General features: G+C 69.5%; 22 protein-coding genes. 12 read left to right on the top strand and 10 right to left on the bottom strand.

The window, feature by feature from the left end:
- Positions 1 to 80: 80 nt before the first annotated feature.
- On the bottom strand, positions 81 to 1286 hold the full coding sequence (locus E4V01_RS14810; protein WP_135298861.1) for an MFS transporter: 1206 nt from the start codon (positions 1284 to 1286) through the stop codon (positions 81 to 83).
- Between the two features lie 168 nt (positions 1287 to 1454).
- Here E4V01_RS14810 and E4V01_RS14805 point away from each other — a divergent pair, with 168 nt between their 5' ends.
- Together E4V01_RS14805 and E4V01_RS14800 are read left to right on the top strand one after the other, a co-directional pair.
- Positions 1455 to 2654: a hypothetical protein gene (locus E4V01_RS14805; RefSeq protein WP_135298860.1), complete on the top strand. Its 1200-nt coding sequence runs from the start codon at positions 1455 to 1457 to the stop codon at positions 2652 to 2654.
- A gap of 102 nt (positions 2655 to 2756) precedes the next feature.
- Positions 2757 to 3197, top strand: a complete 441-nt coding sequence (locus E4V01_RS14800) for a DUF1489 family protein (RefSeq protein WP_060772130.1) — start codon at positions 2757 to 2759, stop codon at positions 3195 to 3197.
- A gap of 169 nt (positions 3198 to 3366) precedes the next feature.
- On the opposite strand, the gene E4V01_RS14795 is transcribed toward E4V01_RS14800, so the two are convergent.
- Together E4V01_RS14795 and E4V01_RS14790 are read right to left on the bottom strand one after the other, a co-directional pair.
- A complete protein-coding gene (locus tag E4V01_RS14795) occupies positions 3367 to 3594 on the bottom strand; it encodes a hypothetical protein (protein ID WP_056200536.1) in 228 nt (75 codons plus the stop codon).
- A gap of 207 nt (positions 3595 to 3801) precedes the next feature.
- Positions 3802 to 4011, bottom strand: coding sequence for a cold-shock protein (locus tag E4V01_RS14790; protein ID WP_003598898.1), 210 nt, complete (start codon positions 4009 to 4011; stop codon positions 3802 to 3804).
- A 344-nt stretch (positions 4012 to 4355) separates the two neighbouring features.
- On the opposite strand from E4V01_RS14790, the gene E4V01_RS14785 reads away from it, so the two are divergent.
- Positions 4356 to 4745 carry a hypothetical protein gene (locus tag E4V01_RS14785; protein WP_003598900.1) on the top strand — a complete coding sequence of 130 codons (390 nt, stop codon included), beginning with the start codon at positions 4356 to 4358 and terminating at the stop codon, positions 4743 to 4745.
- A 62-nt stretch (positions 4746 to 4807) separates the two neighbouring features.
- Here the strand turns inward: E4V01_RS14785 and E4V01_RS14780 are convergent, their stop codons facing one another.
- Entirely contained in the window at positions 4808 to 5242 is a 435-nt protein-coding gene (locus tag E4V01_RS14780) for a translation initiation factor 2 (RefSeq protein ID WP_135298859.1), read from the bottom strand.
- Positions 5243 to 5423: 181 nt separating this feature from the next.
- Positions 5424 to 5645 (bottom strand): hypothetical protein, encoded by a 222-nt coding sequence (locus E4V01_RS14775; RefSeq protein ID WP_060768612.1) that lies wholly within the window; start codon positions 5643 to 5645, stop codon positions 5424 to 5426.
- A gap of 185 nt (positions 5646 to 5830) precedes the next feature.
- On the opposite strand from E4V01_RS14775, the gene E4V01_RS14770 reads away from it, so the two are divergent.
- Complete coding sequence (locus E4V01_RS14770) at positions 5831 to 6409, top strand: type 1 glutamine amidotransferase domain-containing protein (protein ID WP_135298858.1); 579 nt, start codon at positions 5831 to 5833, stop codon at positions 6407 to 6409.
- 76 nt (positions 6410 to 6485) lie between these two features.
- On the opposite strand, the gene E4V01_RS14765 is transcribed toward E4V01_RS14770, so the two are convergent.
- Together E4V01_RS14765 and E4V01_RS14760 are read right to left on the bottom strand one after the other, a co-directional pair.
- Positions 6486 to 6788, bottom strand: coding sequence for a hypothetical protein (locus E4V01_RS14765; protein WP_060768610.1), 303 nt, complete (start codon positions 6786 to 6788; stop codon positions 6486 to 6488).
- Between the two features lie 141 nt (positions 6789 to 6929).
- Positions 6930 to 7955, bottom strand: coding sequence for a TerC family protein (locus E4V01_RS14760; RefSeq protein WP_135298857.1), 1026 nt, complete (start codon positions 7953 to 7955; stop codon positions 6930 to 6932).
- Between the two features lie 446 nt (positions 7956 to 8401).
- Here E4V01_RS14760 and E4V01_RS14755 point away from each other — a divergent pair, with 446 nt between their 5' ends.
- Positions 8402 to 9625, top strand: a complete 1224-nt coding sequence (locus E4V01_RS14755) for a TIGR03862 family flavoprotein (RefSeq protein ID WP_135298856.1) — start codon at positions 8402 to 8404, stop codon at positions 9623 to 9625.
- Positions 9626 to 9637: 12 nt separating this feature from the next.
- Here E4V01_RS14755 and E4V01_RS14750 read toward each other — a convergent pair whose 3' ends face one another.
- A complete protein-coding gene (locus E4V01_RS14750) occupies positions 9638 to 10543 on the bottom strand; it encodes a collagen-like protein (RefSeq protein ID WP_135298855.1) in 906 nt (301 codons plus the stop codon).
- A gap of 351 nt (positions 10544 to 10894) precedes the next feature.
- Here E4V01_RS14750 and E4V01_RS14745 point away from each other — a divergent pair, with 351 nt between their 5' ends.
- The 7 genes from E4V01_RS14745 (at position 10895) to E4V01_RS14715 (ending at position 18516) form a co-directional block, all read left to right on the top strand.
- A complete protein-coding gene (locus E4V01_RS14745; protein ID WP_135298854.1) occupies positions 10895 to 11335 on the top strand; it encodes a hypothetical protein in 441 nt (146 codons plus the stop codon).
- A gap of 264 nt (positions 11336 to 11599) precedes the next feature.
- Positions 11600 to 13132: a malonyl-CoA synthase gene (locus tag E4V01_RS14740; protein WP_135298853.1), complete on the top strand. Its 1533-nt coding sequence runs from the start codon at positions 11600 to 11602 to the stop codon at positions 13130 to 13132.
- 206 nt (positions 13133 to 13338) lie between these two features.
- A complete protein-coding gene (locus E4V01_RS14735) occupies positions 13339 to 14805 on the top strand; it encodes an HWE histidine kinase domain-containing protein (protein WP_135298852.1) in 1467 nt (488 codons plus the stop codon).
- A gap of 132 nt (positions 14806 to 14937) precedes the next feature.
- Positions 14938 to 16095 (top strand): YihY/virulence factor BrkB family protein, encoded by a 1158-nt coding sequence (locus tag E4V01_RS14730; RefSeq protein ID WP_060768603.1) that lies wholly within the window; start codon positions 14938 to 14940, stop codon positions 16093 to 16095.
- Between the two features lie 103 nt (positions 16096 to 16198).
- A complete protein-coding gene (gene msrB, locus E4V01_RS14725; protein WP_135298851.1) occupies positions 16199 to 16615 on the top strand; it encodes a peptide-methionine (R)-S-oxide reductase MsrB in 417 nt (138 codons plus the stop codon).
- Positions 16616 to 16860: 245 nt separating this feature from the next.
- On the top strand, positions 16861 to 17916 hold the full coding sequence (locus tag E4V01_RS14720) for a hypothetical protein (protein ID WP_060768601.1): 1056 nt from the start codon (positions 16861 to 16863) through the stop codon (positions 17914 to 17916).
- Between the two features lie 309 nt (positions 17917 to 18225).
- Entirely contained in the window at positions 18226 to 18516 is a 291-nt protein-coding gene (locus tag E4V01_RS14715) for a hypothetical protein (protein ID WP_060768600.1), read from the top strand.
- On the opposite strand, the gene E4V01_RS14710 is transcribed toward E4V01_RS14715, so the two are convergent.
- Together E4V01_RS14710 and E4V01_RS14705 are read right to left on the bottom strand one after the other, a co-directional pair.
- Entirely contained in the window at positions 18492 to 19460 is a 969-nt protein-coding gene (locus tag E4V01_RS14710; RefSeq protein WP_245517573.1) for a DMT family transporter, read from the bottom strand. The two genes, E4V01_RS14715 and E4V01_RS14710, sit on opposite strands and share 25 nt — an antisense overlap.
- Positions 19461 to 19510: 50 nt before the next feature.
- Positions 19511 to 19843, bottom strand: a complete 333-nt coding sequence (locus tag E4V01_RS14705; RefSeq protein ID WP_060768598.1) for a hypothetical protein — start codon at positions 19841 to 19843, stop codon at positions 19511 to 19513.
- Positions 19844 to 19945 lie beyond the last annotated feature (102 nt).

The raw sequence follows: 19945 nt of genomic DNA, 5'->3' as shown, positions 1-19945 counted from the left end.
TTTCGGGGCTCGGCCAAGAGCGACGACTTTTCGCCCCGCCAAAGGGATGATCTCTTCGGGATCCCGATACCGGGCGCTGGCTATACCTTATGGGGGGAGCTGCCGCCAAATCGGCGGGGATCATGGATGCGTTGCGCCAGCGCTACGAGGACGAGGCCGGCGAGGGCCAGCGGCGCCATCATTAGGAAGGTCGAAGGCCCGCCGAACGAGCGGTAGACCGCGCCGCAGGCCAGCGTCGCCAGCGCCGAGACGAGCGCGGTCGAGGCGCCGACCGTCCCCTGCGCCCGGCCGCGGGCGCCGTCGGGCGCGAAGCCGGAGACCGCCGCCATGATGCCGAGATGGGTCGCGCCGAAGGTGAGGCCGTGCAGCATCTGAAGCGGCAGGAGCACGGCCAGCTCCCCGTCGGCGAGGCTGAGGCCCAGGGCCCGTAGCAGAGCCGCCGCCGCCCCGAGCCCGAGCAGGCGAAACGGGCTGCGCCAGCGCGCGGGAAAGCGGCCGACGAGGGCGAACAGCGCGATCTCGGCCGCGACGCCGACCGCCCAGAGCGCGCCGATCCAGGGCGGCGAGACGCCGTGGCGGGCCCAATCGAGGCTGCCGAAGGCGTAGATCGCCGCATGACTCGCCTGGATCAGCGCCGCCGCGGCGATGGAAAGCCGGAGCACCCGCGGCAGGGGCGGGGCCGCCGCCAGCCCCGAATGCGGCTCGGTGGGCGGTGCGACCTCCTGACCGGAGGCTGCGACCAGGGTCGCGGCGAGCGAGAGCCCGGTGAGCAGCAGCGGCACCGCCACCCGGTCGCCGAGTACGCCCAGCAGCGCACCGCCCGCGAGGTTCGCGGCCAGGAAGGCGACCGAGCCGCACAGCCGGATACGGGCATAGTCGATCCGCTTCGAGCGGCGGGCGGCGGCGAGCGTCAGGTAGTCGATGCTCGGCACCAGCGGGGCTTGCGCCACGGCGTTCACGACGATCAGCGGGACGAGCAAGGCTGCGGCGATGGCGGCGGCGGCCGGCATCAGGGCGTAGCTCAGCGCCAGGGTGAGGCTTCCGGCGACGAGCAGGGTGCGCGGGCGCACGCCGCGGTCGATCAGCCCCGTCAGCGGCCGCGTCGCGACGACCTTGGTGGCGATCGGCAGGGCAAGCAGCAGGCCGATCAGCCCGGCATCGAGGCCGAGCGCGCCGAGCCACACGGGCATGAACGGCATGGCGATGCCGATCTCGACGAAGACCACGGCGTAGAGGAGGCCGAGCCGGACGGGATCGGGCTCGCCGGTCGGGGCAGTGCGTGTCACGAGATCGCGGCGAAGCGGGCCGCCCCTTTCGATCGGTCAAAAACATCGCACGGCGGGGCGAAGCGACGGAAAGCGTAAGCCGCCGTTAAAGCGCGCCTGTCAATCTGCCGCCGACCGTCAATCGTCGCGGCACTCCTCGCGGTGGGGCCCGAGTCTTTGCGGGGTGTGATGTCGAGTTCCCGTTCCCTGACGCCTCTGGACGCGTCGCAATACGATGCCATCGAGGATGCCGTCCGGGAAACCGAGCGCGGCCGGTGGTTTTTGACCGAATACGCTCGCCGTAACCGTAATGCCGACACCGAGGTGCTGCTGGACGCGATCCGGCGCATCGAGAACGTCGTCACGACGGATCGGCCGGACGATGTCGGGCGCTTCCGCGGCGACCTGATGGAGATGGCCGATGCCATCGCCCGCACCCGCGCGGAGGTGGCCGCCCTCTCGACCGCCGAGCAGGGTGAGAGCCGTCTCACGGTCGCCTCGGAAGCCCTGGATGCGATCGTGCGCGCCACCGAGCGGGCGACCTCCGACATCCTCAGCGCCGCCGAGGAGGTGCAGGAAGCCGCCTGGACCCTGCGCGAGACCGGAATCGATTCCGAGCTGTGCGACGCCCTCGATCGGCACGCCACCCAGATCTACACGGCCTGCTCGTTCCAGGATCTCACCGCCCAGCGCACGAGCCGCGTGGTGCATACCCTGCGCTACCTCGAGAACCGCATCGCTTCGATGATCGGGATCTGGGGCAGTCCCGAGGACGCGGTGCCCCCGCTCGGCGAGGACGCACCTGTACCGGCCGCCGCCCTCGATCAGAGCGATGTCGATCGCTTCCTCGACATGGAAGGGCCGCCGCCCGCGCCGGTTCTGTCGACCCTGCGGCCGCTGCCGACCGTGGCGCTCGACGATGATCTCGACTTCCTGCCGGCCAGCCCCGAGGCGCCGGAACCGGCGCATGACGAGGAGCCGGCGGAGCGGATCACGACCGGGATGGCGACGCCCGTCGCTGTTCTGGCCAATGAAATCCCGGCGGATCTTTTCGCGTTGGAAATGCCGGAGATCGAAGCCGCATTCGAACCGGAAGCCGTCTCCGCGATCCTCGTTCCGGCTCCGGCCGAGCCGGAGTTCGGGGAGGAGTTCGGCGCGGACGACGCGGACGCGTTCGAGATGATGTCGGACGTCGAAGCGTTCGACGTGGTGGACGCGGCCGAACCGGCCGCCGAACACACCATTCCGGCAGCCCCCGAAGCGGTCATGCCGCTGGCCGAGCCCCTGATCGTGGCGGCGGTCGAGCCGATGGCGGCCGACGATCTCGCCGCGGCCTTCCCCGATCTCGATACCTTGAGCATCGAGGAAAAGATCGCGCTCTTCGCGTGAGAGAGCGGTTCTGGGGGCGGGCGATGCGGTTCTTCTCGCCGCATCTTTCCGCCTGAAAACCGGCAGCCCGTTTTCCGGCAGATGGCTTATACGGGCCCCGTCATGGCCTTGCATCTTCTGAAATTGTGCGTCGGTCCCTCCTCCATCGAGGAGTTGGAGGCGCGGATCGCACATTATCGGGCGGAGGCCCTACGCCTCGGCCACGAGCCGGAGACGGTCCACGTCACCCGCATGTTCCCCAAGCGCGCGGGGGCCATCGCCGGCGGCGGTTCGATCTATTGGGTGCTGAAGGGGACGCTGACCTGCCGTCAGTCGATTCGCGCCATCGAGCCGATCACGGGAAGCGACGGGATCGACCGCTGCCGCCTCGTGCTCGATCCGGCGGTGACGCCGGTCTCGCCGCGCCCTTGCCGCCCGTTTCAGGGCTGGCGCTATCTCGAAGCGCGTGACGCGCCCGCCGACCTCGACCGGGCCAGTGCCGGGGAGGTCGCCGAAATGCCAGAGACCCTGCGGCGGGAATTGGCAGCGTTGGGTTTGATCTGACGCGGCTTTCGCTTGAACCAAGCGGGACGCCGATTGCTCAGCCCGAGCGGCGCTAGGGCCGAGGCCAAATCCGCTATTCCCGAAGGGATCCGTCGGACTTGGAGTGAGGCCGCCACCTCGTGGCAGCGGCCGATTGGCCTCGCTCCGAATGGGTGCGAGGCCGGGTCGGTCAGGCGGCTTCCTGCAACCGGACGACGGCCGGGGTAACCCCGAGGCGGTCGGCAAGGTGCCAGCGCAGTTCGCGCGGTGAGTGATACTCGTAGGAAGCGTCGATGAGGTGGCTGAGGTCGGCCTGCGGGCTGCGTGCCTGCGTATCGACCAAGCTGCCCACCCGGAATGTCGCCGCGTTGGTGACGGGCGAAATGGCGCCATCCTGGCGCCGGAACTCGAATTTCATTGTTTTTCTTCTTCTCGCACCGGATCCCGCGCCCTCTCGGCGTGGCCGGTGTCGTTTCTGGTTGTTTTGGTCTGGTGATTTTGGCGTCGGCGGCGCCCACCGCGAGACATCCCTGGAAACGCGTTCCGAGAATCTTCGTCCGGTGGGTGCCACTTCGTTGGTTTAGAATGCGCGGTCGGGCCGGTTCAACGCCGGTCCCGAGGCGGCTCAGACGGCCTGCAGGTTGCCGGCCGCGTCCTTGCCGCTGCGCTTGTCGGTCAGGACCTCATAGGACACCTTCTGGCCCTCGACGAGGTTGCGCAGGCCAGCACGCTCGACAGCGGAGATATGAACGAAAACGTCCTTGCCGCCGTCATCCGGCTGAATGAAGCCGTAGCCCTTGGTCTCGTTGAACCACTTAACAGTCCCAGTATCCACGAATAGTTCCTTCGTTCTTCACACGCCAAGCGCAAGCATCTGCTCGAAGCGAGCACTTGGCAGCGTCCGCCGATTTTGCGGGATGACAGGCGGGTTGCAAATGGCCGAAGCCATCCGCTCCGCCGCGCCCGTCACGACGACATGTAGGCTGACGATGCGGCCTTAACAAGGCGGAACGGAACGCTGCCGCCCCGGGGCCGCGCGCGCGAGGCGACCGCCGAGCTTGGAAATCGAGCCTGGGGTACTGCCTCCGCCACCCTGTGACAAAGCACGGGGCCGGTGCATATATGATCGTCAATCCAGGCGGTTACGCACCGCTCCAAGGCAGTGCAGTCAGGCGGTTCATGGCGGGCATCTCGGTTTCCCTCGAAGGCGCGAACATCCAGCTCTCGTTCCAGAAGGACGACCAGTCGACGGCGGTGGTCATGGATGCCCGCGCCGCCCGCGCGCTCGTGCGCGCCGTCGGCCAGCTCCTCACCGCGATCGATGACGACGGCGAGGTCGATCTGCCCGACGAGAACGGCGACGAGGAGGTCGCCATGCTCGACGTGACCTCCTCGGCCATCGAGGTGGGCACCGACGAGCAGGGTCAGGCGGTGGTGGCCCTTCAGGCCGGTGCGCTGCCGCCGTTCCAACTCCGCCTGACCGACGAGGAGGCACGCCACGTCGCCTCCAGCCTCAGCGAGATCCTGGCCGCGCCGCGGGACGTCCGCACCTCTCACGGCGGGCATTGATTGAAGGTTCGCTCCGCTGAAGCGCCGTGCTTTGGCCGAGCGGCGATCCGCCCTTGATAGGGTCAGACGTCCGGCCTGGCGCGGCGGCGACGCGTGCGCTCCCCGCTCGGCAAGGCGTCGGGCACCAGGGTGACGGCGACGGGATTGGGGGTGTGGTCCATGGCCGCACCGGTATAGGCATCGACACCCATGCCGATGACGCCGCCGGCCAGGACGTTGCCGGCGAACCCTGCGGCCCCGGTGCCGGCGAGCTTGGTGCGCACCGGCACCGTTTGCGGCTGGAATCCGGGCTTCGTGAAGGTCACGTCGAATTCCTCCGAGCGCGGCACATCGAGCGAGCAGGGCGTCGTCGGGCAGTACCGGTTCGTCGTGGTGGCGACGGCGGCGCCGGGCGGCTCGGAGGTGAAGGCGATCAGCTCCGACGTGCCGCGCGTGACGCTTCCGCACGCGGCAAGGCTCACCGCGACGAGGGCGGCGGCCAGAGATTGCTTGAACATGATGTGGTATCCCCCAACCGCCTCTGCGGACGGTAGGGCGGTTGTTGGGCCGGCTTCGTCTCAACGCAAGCGTGCGTATGAGGGGAGGCCGGGGGCAGACCGAACGGCCATCGACATGTGATAAAAATGTGATGTCGGGTGACCGCGCCCCGCTCGGCGGGGGCGCGGCCTCGGGATCGGATCAGAGCCGGATGCCGGGATCGGTCGGCCCGCCGGGCAAATAGTCCGGCTCGGAGCCGGGTCCGCGCGGTTCGTCGATGTTCGGATCATCGACGGGGTAGGGCGTGCGCGGTCCGGTCGGGCCGATATCGGGCCGATCGTCGGGCTGCGGCGGCGGGGGAAGATCGCCGGGGATCTGTCCGCCGGGGGTGGGCTCGGGGGTCGGGGCGCCGGGATTGGCCATGAACCGCCTCCTGTCTGGCTTCGGGGATGGCGGTCCAACACATGCCCTTCGGTCCGGTTCCGTTCCTCGTCCGTCTCATGGGACGTACGGGTGCGGCGGTGTGACGGCGCGGTCATGGTTTCAGGAACCGCGCCGGGAGCGATCGGTTGGCCCGGCAGTCCCCGACATCAATGGGGCGAATCCCCATGCCCGATATTCGCGAGGCCAAGATCCTCATCGTCGCCACCGACGGTTTCGAGGAAAGCGAGCTGACGGTGCCGCAGGCCAAGCTGAAGGAGGCCGGTGCCACGGTCACCGTGGCGAGCCCGCAATCACGCCAGTCCAAAGAGACCATCCGCGGCTGGGACAAGACCGACCGGGGCAAAGACGTGCCGGTCGATCTCGATCTCGAAAGCGTGAACCCCGCCGACTACGATGCGCTGGTTCTGCCGGGCGGGCAGATCAATCCGGACAAGCTGCGCCTCGAGCCGAAGGCGCTCGAAGTGGTCCGGAACTTCCTCACCTCCGGGAAGGTCGTGGCCGCGATCTGTCATGGTCCGTGGCTGCTGATCGAGGCCGGCGCGGTAAAGGGGCGTACGCTCACCTCGTTCGCCTCGATCAAGACCGACGTGATCAACGCGGGCGGCGATTGGCAGGACAAGGCGGTCGTGACCGATGGCGGCATTATCACCAGCCGCAACCCCGGCGACCTCGATGCCTTCTGCGCCAAGATCGTCGAGGAGGTGAAGGAAGGCCGCCACGAGCCGCGACAGCTCGCCGCCTGAACCTCGCCTCGCCAAGGCGACAACGCCGCCGATCCTTGGATCGGCGGCTGTTTTTTTGCCTGACGACGTGCCGCCGTCAGCGCTTGGCGACGGCCTTCTGAATCTTCGGCCGTTCCGAGGCGGCACCGGCCATCAACTTGGCGAGGTGATCCTTGTCGACGCCGCCGCCGAGGGTCGCCGGCATCACGGCCGCCTCCGGTGCTAGGCGCTCGGACTTGCGCGCGGCGATGGAGCCGGTGGTGACGGGATCGGCGAGCGCGGCCACCGGCAGAGCCGGCGATGCAGGTTCGCGTTGGACGCGCATCGCCCAATGGGCGGCTGTGGAAAGGACGGCGATGGCCAGGATCGCCTTGATGCCGCTGGTCAGGAAACGCCGCATGGTCAGGCCCAAAAACTCTGGGAACGCAGCCGGTTCCCCGGCCTGTCCCCAGTATCGCGCAAGATCGTGAACGAACTCTCCCAGGCATTGCGAGAGAAGCGTGCCGGAGCGGGAAGGCGCGCTTCGCCGATCTCGCCTGCGTCAGGTTCGGTGCGCCACTTCCGCGCGGGCCTTCTCGGCCTCCGGCTCCGCCGCGCCGCGGGTGCGCCACAGGCTGTAGACGACGCCGAGGGTGAGCAGGACCAGGGTGACGACGAGCGAGACCCACGGCGGCAGGTGGACGAGTTCCAGCGTGTCGGCGACCACGATCTTGGTACCGATGAACAACAGGATGAGGGCGAGCGCCGTCTTCAGGTAGGCGAAGCGGTCCACCATGGCGGCGAGCGCGAAGTAGAGCGCGCGCAGACCCAGGATCGCGAAGATGTTCGAGGTGTAGACGATGAACGGGTCGGTGGTGATGGCGAAGATCGCCGGCACGCTGTCGACGGCGAAGATCACGTCCGCGATGTTGACGAGCACCAAAGCCACGGCGAGCGGCGTCAGCCAGCGCACCAGCTTGCCCGTCTTCGGATCGGGCTTGCGGACGATGAAGTGCTGGCCCTCCGGCTTGTCGGTGACGCGCACCCACTTCTTGAGCAGGCGCATGGAAGCGCTGTTCTGGATGTCATGCTCGTCCTCCTCCTTCGAGACGAGCATCTTGATGCCGACATAGATCAGGAACGCGGCGAAGACCGAGAGCACCCAGTGCGCCTGCTGGACCAGGGCCGCGCCGAGCCCGATCATCAGGCCGCGCAGCAGCACCGCCGCGAGGATGCCCCAGACCAGCACCCGGTGCTGGGCCGCCCGCGGCACGCCGAGCGAGGTGAGGATCACCGCGATCACGAAGACGTTGTCCATCGACAGCGACTTCTCGATCACGAGGCCGGTCACGTATTCCTGGGCCGGGTCGAACCCGAGCATCCACCAGATCCAGCCGCCGAAGGCGAGGCCGAGGGTGAAGTAGAAGGCGGTGAGGAGCAGGCTCTCCTTCACTCCGATCTCGTGGTTCTTGTCGCGGTGGAGCAGGCCGAGATCGAAGGCGAGCAGGCCGGCCACCAGGGCGTGGAAGCCGAGCCACATCCAGACGGGCTTGCCGAGCCACTCGTGGTTCAAAAATTCCATCATCATCGCGCGGGACCGGATGCTTCACTTTTGGGAGAGCATCGACTCCGACATCGCGGAAGCGTCTGCCGTCTCCCTCCCGAACGGGCCGCCAATCCGGCGGACGGATGATCTCACCGGAGTTCCGGGAGCATCGCGAGGGGGACGGTGCGCGTTCCGCCAGAGGGGCCCGCAGCCGATGTCCGGCAGTTAGACGCGCGATCGCGTCGAATCAAGGGCAGGGCGATTTTCATCCCGGATGATCGCCTGAAGGTGATCATCCGGGTGACTTTGCTGGCCTCCGTCGCCGGCGCCCGCCTCCGCGCGGCGCTCTTGGCGCCGCAAAGCCGCCGAAGCGGCTTCGGGCAATAGCCCGGATTCTCATCCCTGATCCTCACCGGCAGAGCGGATGTGCTGATTTTCAGCCCGGCCGCGCTTGACAGGAACGGTGTCAGCGGGCCCTGCCGCGGATCATGGACGCGGATCGAGAGCATGGAATCGCCATCGTCGGCGGCGGGCCGGCCGGGCTCGTGGCGGCGGAGGTGCTGGCCGGGGCGGGCTGGCCCGTCACCGTCTACGAGCGCATGCCGTCCGTCGGCCGCAAGCTGCTCATCGCCGGGCGCGGCGGGCTCAACCTGACCCATTCCGAGCCGCTGCCGGACTTCCTGCAGCGTTACGCCCCCGTCGATCCGCGCTTGTCGGCGGCGGTCGAGGCCTATCCGCCGGACGCGCTGCGGGCATGGTGCGAGGGGCTGGGGCAAAAGACCTTCATTGGGTCGAGCGGCCGGGTGTTTCCGGAGAGCTTCAAGGCCTCGCCGCTGCTGCGCGCCTGGCTCACCCGCCTCGATGGCCTGGGCGTCGCGATCCGCACCCGGCACCGGCTCGTCGGCCTGGAGGAGGGGGCGCTGACCTTCGAGACCCCGGAGGGCCCGCTCCGCGTCCGGCCGCGGGCAACGCTGCTCGCGCTCGGCGGGGCGAGCTGGCCGCGGCTCGGATCGGACGGGGCCTGGGTGCCGCTGCTGGAGGGGAACGGCGTCGCGGTGGCACCCCTCAAGCCCGCCAATGTCGGCTTCCGCGTCGCGTGGTCGGCGCATTTCTCGGGACGCTTCGCGGGCGAGCCGCTCAAGCGCCTGGTCGCGCGCATCGGCGGGGCGAGCGCCCGCGGCGAGGCGGTCGCCACAGGGGACGGCATCGAGGGCGGGGTGATCTATGCGCTCTCGCGGCCGATCCGCGAGGCGGTGGAGCGCGATGGCCTGGCCGAACTCACCCTCGACCTGCGCCCGGATCTCGATGCGGGCGCGCTCCAGGCGCGCCTCGCCCGAAGCCGTCCCGGCGAGAGTCTCTCCACCCGCATGCGCAAGGCGGCCGCGCTGAGCCCCGCCGCCATCGGCCTGTTGCGCGAGGCGCATGCCAACACCCTGCCGACAGCGCCGGATGCACTGGCGGCGGCGATCAAGGCGATGCCGCTACGGCTTCTCGGGCCGGCCCCGATCGCGCGGGCGATCTCGACGGCGGGCGGCGTCGCTTTCGCTGAACTCGACGCAGGCTTCATGCTGCGGGCGCGGCCCGGCACTTTCCTGGCCGGCGAGATGCTCGATTGGGAGGCGCCGACCGGCGGCTACCTGCTCCAGGCGACCTTCGCCGGCGGCCGTGCGGCGGCGAAGGGGATGTTGGCCTGGCTCGACGGGCAGGGGTGAATCCGGTCCGGCTCAGGGCCGGGCGCAGATCCCGACCATGCCGCTGCTGCCGGCCGCACAGGACGCTTTCGTGTCGCCGTCCAAGGCCGCGGCACCGCCCGTCTGGCAGGTGGCCGAGGCCAGCACCTCGCCCGCATCGCAGGAGAGCGTGCAGCCCGAATCGGTGCAGGCACGCGCCCGCACGACACGGAACGGGGCCGACACCGTCGCCGCGGTCTCACCCTTCGATCCCGGATCGCCCTTGGGGCCGCGCTCACCCTTCGAGCCCGCTTCACCCTTGAGGCCCTGATCCCCCTTCGGCCCCGGCGCGCCCGGAGGCCCGGCCAGACCCGCTTCGCCCTTTGGCCCGGTCTCGCCTTTGCCCCCCTGCTCGCCCTTGGCCCCCTGCTCGCCCTTCGGGCCCGGATCGCCCTTCGGCCCCGCAGCACCGGGCGGTCCCTGGAGGCCTGCACTGCCCTGAGGGCCAGCGGGGCCCTGTTCGCCGGCCTTGCCGGCCGGCCCCTCCGGCGCGCAATTGGCGACCACCGCCTCGCGCTCGTTCTCGCCGGCCTTGATCATCGCGACGCAGGTCGCCGGCCGGTAGGGCAGCCGGAACTCGAAGCGCCCGCGCCGGTCCGACAGGATGGAGATGTCGTCGTCGAGGATCACGGTGACGCCGCTCTTGCCCACGCTGCCGCTCATGCGCAGGTCGCCGCCCTCGATGCGCGCGTCCCAGATCTGGATCGGCTGGACCGGCGGGTTCGGTGCCTTGGCGCGGGTGCGGGCTGCCCGCGGCTGGGCCTCGCCCTGACCCTGGCCCTGCGCCGCCGCCGGTCCGGCGAGGACGAGGCCCAGCGCGATCAGGATCGGCGAGAGGGTCTGCCAAAAGGCTCGCGAAGTGGCCGGCTTTCGTGCTCCCAGATCGCGCGTCGTCGGCATGCTCGCTCCTCCGATCTTGTTCCGCGCGTCTTCCGGCGCGGCGGAGGGAAGGTTTCGGTTGCCGCCCGGCTAGGGTCAAGCCCGCGGCGCCGTCCACACCCGTCCACATGATCCATCCACAGGCCAAGCGGCTGGAGCGGAATGCTCTTTCTGATTGTGTCAACAGATCCGGCCCACTTGGGGCGAAGCCGGCGCACACAGTGCGGAGACATCCCGCGAAAACCGGAAGCCATCCGCCGGTCGATCCCTTAAGAAGGCCGGCAGAGTGCACGGTCCGCCGACAGCCCGCACGGGCGCGGCCGGCCGAGGCTTGTGACTTTGGCTTGCGACCTTCGAGACCGAACCACCGCCATGCTTCGCCCGCTTCTCGCCGTCCTCCTCCTCCTGTCCACCGCCGCGCAGGCCGACGAGTGCGACGCGCTCGCCGCCCGCATCGCCCAGGCGACGGGGGCGAAGAAGGCCGGCCGCCGGGTCGGCCCGAGCATCGACGTCCGGGCCGCGAGCGGGGTCCGGCTCGATCTCACCTGCCGCGCCCAGCCCATCGTGCAGGCCTCCTCGGGCGATCCCTCGCCCTCCGCCGAGTTCTTCCGCGAGCTGACGATCGCCTCCGAACTCGTGGTCGGCGAGCCGGCCGCGACCGTGCAACCGATCCTGGCGCGGGCCTACCAGACGGCTCTGCGCGAGGGGCGCAAATCCTTCATCCAGCAGAACGGCTGGTCGGCAAGCTGCTACACCGACAGCGCCGGGGCGCTCCGCACCCTCTGCTCGGTCGGGCGCATCCCGACGGAGTAGAGCCGATACAATCCCCGCTTGATCCAAGCGGGAACTGTATCGGCAAGCCCGCGCGGCGCCTGAGCGAGGTCCAAATCCGCCATCCCGCAGGGATCGATCGGATTTGGTATGACAGCGGGCACGGCCTTGCGACCGCCTGGCCGTCTTCCCGGTCGTTCCCGCTTGAACGAAGCGCGCGCCCGCGCCAATGCGGAGGGCAAGGATCCGCCGCAAGGATCCGTCGCAAGAACATCGATCCCAGGGCATTTGGTGAGGAAGCGCGCGATGGCCGAACCGATCGTCAATCACCTGTTCGGCCTCGTGCGCACCCATTGCCCGGCCGATCCGTGCGCCAAGGTCTTCATCGAGACCTCGGAGGGCGCGCGCTATACCTATGCCGACCTTCTGGCTCGCTCCGGCGCCTATGCCAGCGCGCTCCAGGCCCTTGGCGTGAAGCCCGGCGACCGGGTTGCGGTGCAGGTCGAGAAGAGCGCCGAGGTGATCTTCCTCTATCTCGGCGCGGTGCGGGCGGGGGCGGTCTTCCTGCCGCTCAACACCGCCTACACGGGACCCGAGGTCGCCTACTTCCTCGGTGATGCCGAGCCGGCCCTGTTCGTCTGCGATCCCGCCCGTGAGGCCGAATTGTCGGCGGTCGCCCGGGAGGCCGGGGTGAAGCAGGTCCGCACCCTCGACGCATCCGGGCGCGGCAGCATGAGTGAGGCCGCCGATGCGGCGAGCCCGGACTTCGCGGACGTGCCCCGCGGGGCCGACGACCTCGCGGCGATCCTCTACACCTCGGGCACGACCGGGCGCTCCAAGGGGGCCATGCTGAGCCATGACAACCTCGCCTCCAACGCGCTCACGCTGGCGCAGTATTGGCACTTCACCGAGCGCGACGTTCTGATCCATGCCCTGCCGGTGTTTCACACCCACGGGCTGTTCGTGGCCACCAACATCGTGCTCGCCACCGGCGGCACGATGCTGTTCCTGCCCCGGCTCGATGCGAAGAAGATCCTCGAATTGATGCCGCGGGCCACCGCGATGATGGGGGTGCCGACCTTCTACACGCGGCTGCTCAAGGAGCCCGGCCTCACCCGCGAGGCGGCCGCCCCTATGCGCCTGTTTGTGTCGGGCTCCGCGCCGCTGCTCGCCGAGACGCACCGGGAATGGGCGCAGCGTACCGGCCACGCCATCCTCGAACGCTACGGCATGACCGAGACCAACATGAACACCTCGAACCCCTACGAGGGCGCGCGGCGGGCCGGCACGGTCGGCTTTCCGCTGCCGGGGGTGACCCTGCGCGTGGTCGATCCCGAAACCGGCGCGCCCCTTGGGCCCGAGGAAGTCGGGATGATCGAGGTGAAGGGCCCCAACGTGTTCCAGGGCTACTGGCGCATGCCGGAGAAGACCGCCGCCGAGCTGAAGGTGGACGGCTTCTTCATCACTGGCGATCTCGGCAAGATCGACCGCGACGGCTACGTCCACATCGTCGGCCGCGGCAAGGACCTCATCATCACCGGCGGCTACAACGTCTACCCGAAGGAGATCGAGGTCGAGATCGACGCGCTGCCCGGCGTCGTCGAATCGGCGGTGATCGGTCTGGCCCATCCCGATTTCGGCGAGGGCGTCACGGCGGTGGTGGTGCCGGGTGAGGGCGCGCCCGACGAGGCGGCGGTCCTCGCCGCGCTGGAAGGGCGGCTGGCCAAGTACAAGTGGCCCAAGCGCGTGCTGTTCGCAGCCGAACTGCCGCGCAACGCCATGGGCAAGGTGCAGAAGAACCTTCTGCGCGAGACCCACGCCGACCTCTACCGCGCCTGACGCCGTCGCCCGCGCGCGTCGGCGGGTTCTCCTGTCAGGACCCGTCGAGAGTGCCGCGCGCTGGCGCTCTCAAGCCTGTGATGCGATGCTGGCGGTGACCGGTGTTATGAGCCCGCCCATGCTCCGGGGGGCCTGCGTCCCGGTGGCGTGGACGCGATGGCGGTCCATGTATTTTCAGTCTTGAACCCTCGGAGTTTCGTCCGAACGTGACCAAGAGTGCCGAGCAGGACCGGATCGAGGCCGAACTGGTCCGCGTTTCCAAAAGCTCCGACCCGTTCGCCGCCGCCGTCAAGGCGACGCGGATGCCGATGCTGATCACCGACCCGCACCGGCCCGACAACCCGATCGTCTTCGTCAACGGAGCTTTCAGCAAGCTCACGGGCTACAGCCGCGAAGAGATCCTGGGGCGCAACTGCCGCTTCCTGCAGGGGCCGGAGACGGATCCGCGCGACGTCGCCCGGATCCGTGACGCCATCGAGCGGCGCGTGCCCGTCGAGATCGACCTTCTCAACCACAAGAAGAGCGGTGAGGTCTTCTGGAACCGCCTGCTGATCTCGCCGGTCTTCGACGACGAGGGGCAACTCACCTACTTCTTCGCCTCGCAGTTCGACGTGACCCTGGAGCGCGACCGGATGGTCCGGCTCCAGCGCGACCGCGACGCCCTGGAGCAGGAGGTCGAGCGCCGCAACGACGACCTGACCCGTAGCGAGCACCGCCTCGAATTCATGCTGGCCGCCGGCCGGCTCGGTGCCTGGTCCCTCGATCTCGCCGAGCGCCGGCTCGTCGCCTCCGACCTGTGCAAAGAGAATTTCGGGCGCCCGCTCGGCGAGCCCTTCAGCTACGACGACCTCGTCGAGGCGGTGGTGCCGGAGGATCGCGAGCGGATGCAGGCCGCGATGCAGACGGCCATCGACCGTCGGAGCGATTACGACGTCGAGCACCGTGTCATGGCATCCGGCGGCGAGGTGCGCTGGGTGCAGTTGCGCGGCCGGGCCTATTACCGGGCCGACGGAGCGCCGCATTCCATGGCCGGCATCTCGCTGGACGTGACCGACCGCAAGCGGGCCGACGAGCAGCGCAGCCTGCTCGCCGCCGAGATGAAGCACCGGGTGAAGAACTCGATCGCCACGGTCCAATCCATCGCCCACCAGACCCTGCGCAACGCCGCCTCGCTCGACGACGCCCGCCGGACGCTGGACGCGCGCCTCAATTCGCTCGCCACCGCCCACGACATCCTCACCTCGGAAGCCACCGCCGGGGCGACCCTCGCCGAGGCGGTGGAGAGCGCCCTGCAGCCGTTCCGGGTCAGCCCGCGCAACCGCATCCGCTTCGGCGGGCCGGAGGTGCGCCTCACCTCCCGCCTGACGCTGGCCGTGGTGATGGCGCTGCACGAACTCGCCACCAACGCCGTGAAGTATGGCGGCCTCTCGAACAATTCGGGCCGCATCATCCTCAACTGGGACGTCGAGGGTCATGCGTCCAAGCGCCTGCTGATGCGCTGGGAGGAATTCGACGGTCCGCCGGTCGAGAAGCCGTCGCGGATCGGGTTCGGCACGCGCATGATCGAGCGGGTCCTGGCGGCCGAGTTCGGCGGCGAGGCCAAAATCGACTACCGCAGCCGCGGCCTCGTCCTCACGCTGGAGGCGCCGCTGCCCGAGCGCGAGGTCGCCTGAGGGGCACGCGCGCCGAAGCCGTCTCCCGTCCCGGCGTTTCCGGTGGATGCGCGGCGGTTCGAGGGAACGGCCAAGCCTGATCCGGGGTTGAACGGCGTCTCATCCAGGCGCTTGCGCCCGACCCCGCGAATCATGCCGTCCTCCCCCCAGACTCCGCCCCGCCTGCCCGCGGAAGGTACGGCCTCCGTGCTCTGGACCCTGATGATGGGTGCGGCGCTGGTCGCGCTCGCCGCCGCGTCCCGGCGCCGGCCCGACGCGGACGACGAGCCTGCGGCCGAGGAGGCCAAGGAGCGCAACGGCGGCGCCCATTCCCACGAGGGGCGCTCCGCCCGCTGGGTCGCGGCGACGCAAGCCGATCGGGGGCGCGCCGCCGACCATCCCGGCGAGATCCCGTCGCCCGGCTGGTGGGATATCGCCACGCGGGTCTACCTCGAATTCAACAAGGACCGGGTGCTCTCGGTCGCGGCGGGCGTGACCTTCTACACCCTGCTCTCGCTGTTCCCGGCGATTGCCGCGCTCGTCACCTGCTACGGGCTCGTGGCCGACGTGAACACGATCAACGTCCACCTTTCCACCCTGCACGGCGTGCTGCCGGAGAGCGCCACCGAGATCATCGGCGAGCAGGTGAAGCGCATCGCCACCAAGGGGGGCGGTGCGCTGGGCTTCACCTTCTTCACCAGCCTGACCTTGTCGCTGTGGAGCGCCAACGCCGCGATGAAGGCGATGTTCGATGCGCTCAATGTCGTCTACGAGGAGGAGGAGAAGCGCAATTTCTTCTGGCTCAACGTCCGCTCGCTTACCTTCACCGCGGGTGCGCTGCTCTTCACCATCCTGGCGCTGATCTCGATCGTCGTACTGCCGGTGGTGTTCAACTTCCTCGGCCTCGGCGACGGAGCCCGCCTCATCGCCATGGCGCGCTGGCCGGTGCTGCTCCTCGTCCTGCTCGGCGGGCTGGCCGTGCTCTATCGCTACGGCCCGAGCCGGGAGCGGGCGCGTTGGCGCTGGGTCGGCGCCGGCAGCGTGGTGGCGGGCCTGCTCTGGCTCATCGCCTCGATCATGTTCTCCTGGTACGTCGCCAATTTCGGCAACTACAACGAGACCTACGGCTCGCTCGGCGCCGTGATCGGCTTCATGACCTGGATCTGGATCTCGGCGACGATCGTGCTGCTCGGCGGCGAGATCAACGCCGAGATCGAGCACCAGACCGCCCGCGATTCGACCACGAGTCCGCAGAAGCCGCTGGGGCAGCGGGGTGCGCGCATGGCCGACACCGTGGGTGCGGCGGCCTGAGGCGAACAACGCATCATCCGTTCTTGCGCGGGAGGGTCGCACTCGTGACAAGCGGTGCCCGGCACCATCTTGCCAAACGAGAAAAGCACCGGAGGAACGCGACATGGCCGGATCCGACGTCATCGGCACAGATCCCGAGATCCGCACGGAAGAGGAATGGCGCGCGGCGCTGACGCCGGAGCAGTACCGCGTGCTGCGCGAGCACGGCACCGAACGGGCCGGCACGAGCGGCCTCAACGCCGAGAAGCGCCCCGGCACGTTCGTCTGCGCCGGCTGCGGCGCTCCGCTGTTCGAGAGCGGCACCAAGTACGAGTCGGGCAGCGGCTGGCCGAGCTTCTTCGCGCCGCTCGACGATGCGGTGGAGACGACGGTCGACCGCAGCCACTGGATGACCCGCACCGAGGTGCATTGCGCCCGCTGCAAGGGCCATCTCGGCCACGTCTTCGAGGATGGGCCGGCCCCCACGGGCCTGCGCTACTGCATGAACGGCGTCGCCCTCGGCTTCGAACCCGAGGGCTGAATTCATGGGATCGACCCGATGAATTCCACGCCTTTTCGGCCTCCAGGCTTGCCGCGTGGTTGTTTCGGGCCCATCACTTCGCCATGAAGGTCCATGTGAAGAACAGGTTAACGCCCCGGTCTTCGCGGACCGCCCATGTCCAATACGGTGGGCGGCAGCCGATCCCGTTCGGGATCGGCGCCCCGAAGGCCGAGTGTCCGGGGGCGGTCCCGGACCGGTGCGTGCCGACCCGCGGAGGGAAGTGAATGAGTGTCGTTCGCCGGTTTCTCGTGGCGCCCTCTCTGGTCCGTCTCTTGCGGAAGGAGCGGGGCGGGTCCCGCGTCACCGAAGGCTACTTCGCGCCGCAGGCCGGGCGGACCTCGTTCGTGCGGCTGCAGGGCACCAACTGCTTCCTCGTGCTGATGACCGGCGCCGAGGGGGCGATGGCCGAGGAGCGCACCGAAGTGCCGCGCGCCCACGGCGACGCCCTCCTCGACGTCTGCCAGGGCCGGGCGGTCTACGAGCGCACCACGGTCTCGCTCGGTGGTTCGGTCGAGGCGCTGGTCGATCGCTACGTGCGTCCGTCGGGCCTCGACATCGTCAGCCTCGTCTTCTCCGATGCCGCCGCCGCGCAGGGTTTCACGCCGCCGGTCTGGTTCGGCGCCGAAGTGACGACGGACAAGGCCTATGACGGCCAGTCGATCGCGATCACCGGCGTTCCGAATCCGGGCGACATCCCCCTGAGCAACGCTGCCCTCGATGCGGTGCTCGACCTGATCGAGCCGCGCTTCGGCTCCAATCGTCCGCCCTTCACCCCGTCGAAGCCCGTGTCGCCCCCGCGCGACGCTCCGGCGCGTCCGTCCGAGCCGCCGAAGCCCGCGCCGATTCCGGAGGCGCTCCTCGCGGCGGCGGTGGCGGAGCCGGCTACGCCTTCCGAGACCAAGTCTGAGGAGCAGCCTCAGGCCTCCGAAGAGCCTCTCCCGGCCGCTGCCGAACCGACGCCCGAAGCCTCCAAGGCCGAGGAGCTTGCACCCGCCGAAGCACCGGCGCCCGAGCCGGCCGCTATCGAAGAGCCTGCACCGACGGAGGCCGCCAGGCCCGAGGAGGCTCAGCCCGCGGCCGAGACCGCCGAGGGGCAGAAGCCTGCCGCCGAGTCCGGCGAGCGGTTGCCGCCGGATGCGCGCATCGACGACGTGATCGAGAGCCTCTCGAAGGCGCTCGGCGCCGCGATCCGCAACCCGCAGGAGCCGGGCCGCGACGAGGAAGTGACCGAGGCGTTCGAACGCTGGCAGGTTCGGCCCCGCCGCACGCAGCAGACCTGACCGGCTCCGGCCGCGTCGAAGGATTTTTGGAACGCCGGCTCCCGCAAGGGGCCGGCGTTCTTCGTTGCAGGGCCTCGAATGACGGCCGCTTGTCTGCGAGGCGGAGGGGAACGCCCCCGTTCGTCACCGACCCTGGGGCGAGGATCTTGGGGCGAGGATCTTGGGGCGAGGATCTTGGGGCGAGGATCTTGGGGATGGCGAGGCGGTCGGCCGGAACCGGCAAGGGCGACGCTTCGTTGGCTGGCATCCGGTTGCAACCTGTCGGGTGAAGCACCGGCAAGTGTTCATTCCCAAAGAGGAATCGCCGCCATGAGACGTTTCGCCATTGCTGCCGCGGGGCTGATGCTCTGCCTCCTGCCGATCGCCGGTGAGGCTCAGGCCCAGGGCATTCCCGGCGGGATGCGTCGCGGCGCGGCCGAGGGGGATCGCGTCGCCGGTCCGATCGGCGGAATCGTGGGTGGCGCCGTCGGCGGTGCCGTGGGCGGCGTGAACGGCGTGCTCGGCATCGATCCCGGCCGGCGCGCCTACCGCACCCGGATGCGCTCGAACCGCCATGACCATCACCGCCGTCACCATCATCGCCACCACCGCCACCGCTGAGTGCGCGTGGACATGCGCGGGGGAGCGGTCTGTCTCCGCCGCGCCTGTCGGCGCACCCAGGCATCCTCGCTCAGCAGGGCGAGGCCCGAGGCGACGATGATGCCGGCGCCGAGCATCGTCCAGGCGCTCGGCACGTCTCCGAACAGCAGGTAGCCGAGCAGCACCGACCACAGGATCTGCGTGTAGATGAAGGGTGCGAGCAGGCTTGCCGGTGCCCGCGCATGGGCCAGCACCAGCAGCCAGTGGCCGATCGTGCCGAACAGCCCGACCGCGATCAGCAGCGCCCAGACCGTGCCCGAGGCCGGTGCCGTCCAGATCCACGGGAGGAGAGGGCTCATCACCGCGAGCCCGCCGAGCCCGGTGTAGAACACCGTCGTGGCCGTCGAATCGTGGGCGGCGAGCTTGCGCGTCACGATCACGTAGACCGCGTAGCAGAGCATCGCGCCGAGGCTGAACAGGATCGCCGGTTTGGCCGCCAGCGCGTCCGGCCGCACGATGACGAGGACGCCGACGAAGCCCGTCGCCACCGCCGCGAGCCGCATCCGCGACGACCATTCGCCCAGCATGGGCCCTGCGAGCAGCGCGACGGTCAGCGGCGCGGCGAACTGGATCGAGATCGTCTCGGCGAGTTGGAGCGAGCGTAGCGCCAGGAAGTTGCAGGCGGTGGAGCCGAACAGCAGCAGCGAGCGCAGGATCTGGAGCGGCAGGCGCCGCGAGTGGGCCACGCCCGGCCGTGTCACCGGATTGATCAAGGCGGTCACCAGCGCGACGTTGACCGCGTAGCGCATGAAGGTGGTGAGCAGCGGATCGACGCCCGCGCCCGCCAGCACCTTGCCCGTGGCATCGAGGCTGGCGAAGAACACCGGCGCGACGCACATCAGGGCGATGCCGACGAGGCGACGCGGATCGCGGGCGGGCGTCGGTGCCGCCGCGGGCTGTCTCACGGTCACGTCGGTTCCTTTGTCGCGCGGTGGCGGACGAGTCCGAGCGGGTCTCAAATCCAGCCGGGTCGCCGCCGGAAGGCGCCCGCCACCAGCCACGCCAGGAGGTTGCCGAGCGACAGGGCGACCAGGATCGGAATGCTCTCCCCCGGCTCGATGGGATCGGTCAACTGCACCAGACGCACGGCCGCCAACGCCGTCACGAGGTTCTGCGTCGCGAACAGGAGCCAGCGCCGCCGCGTGACGGCGGCGGCCAATGCACCGGCCAGCAGCACGACGGTGAAGACTTCGCCGCCGGCCGGTTGGTAAAGGAACATCCCGCCGACGAGCAGAGCGTCCAGGAAAACCAGAGCCGGCAGCGCGAGAAGTGCCGGAATCCCTCGCATCCAGCCTCCTTCCCGCTCGCCCCGCGGAAACCGTATCACGCCGCCGGTGCTTGGCCGCATGCCGAGAAAGGCGTGTTCGGCCGCAGATCATACGAAGACGGG

Origin of the sequence: Methylorubrum sp. Q1, from assembly GCF_004683995.1 — a bacterium.
GTDB lineage: Bacteria > Pseudomonadota > Alphaproteobacteria > Rhizobiales > Beijerinckiaceae > Methylobacterium.
This window is presented reverse-complemented; position numbering and strand designations above follow the sequence as displayed.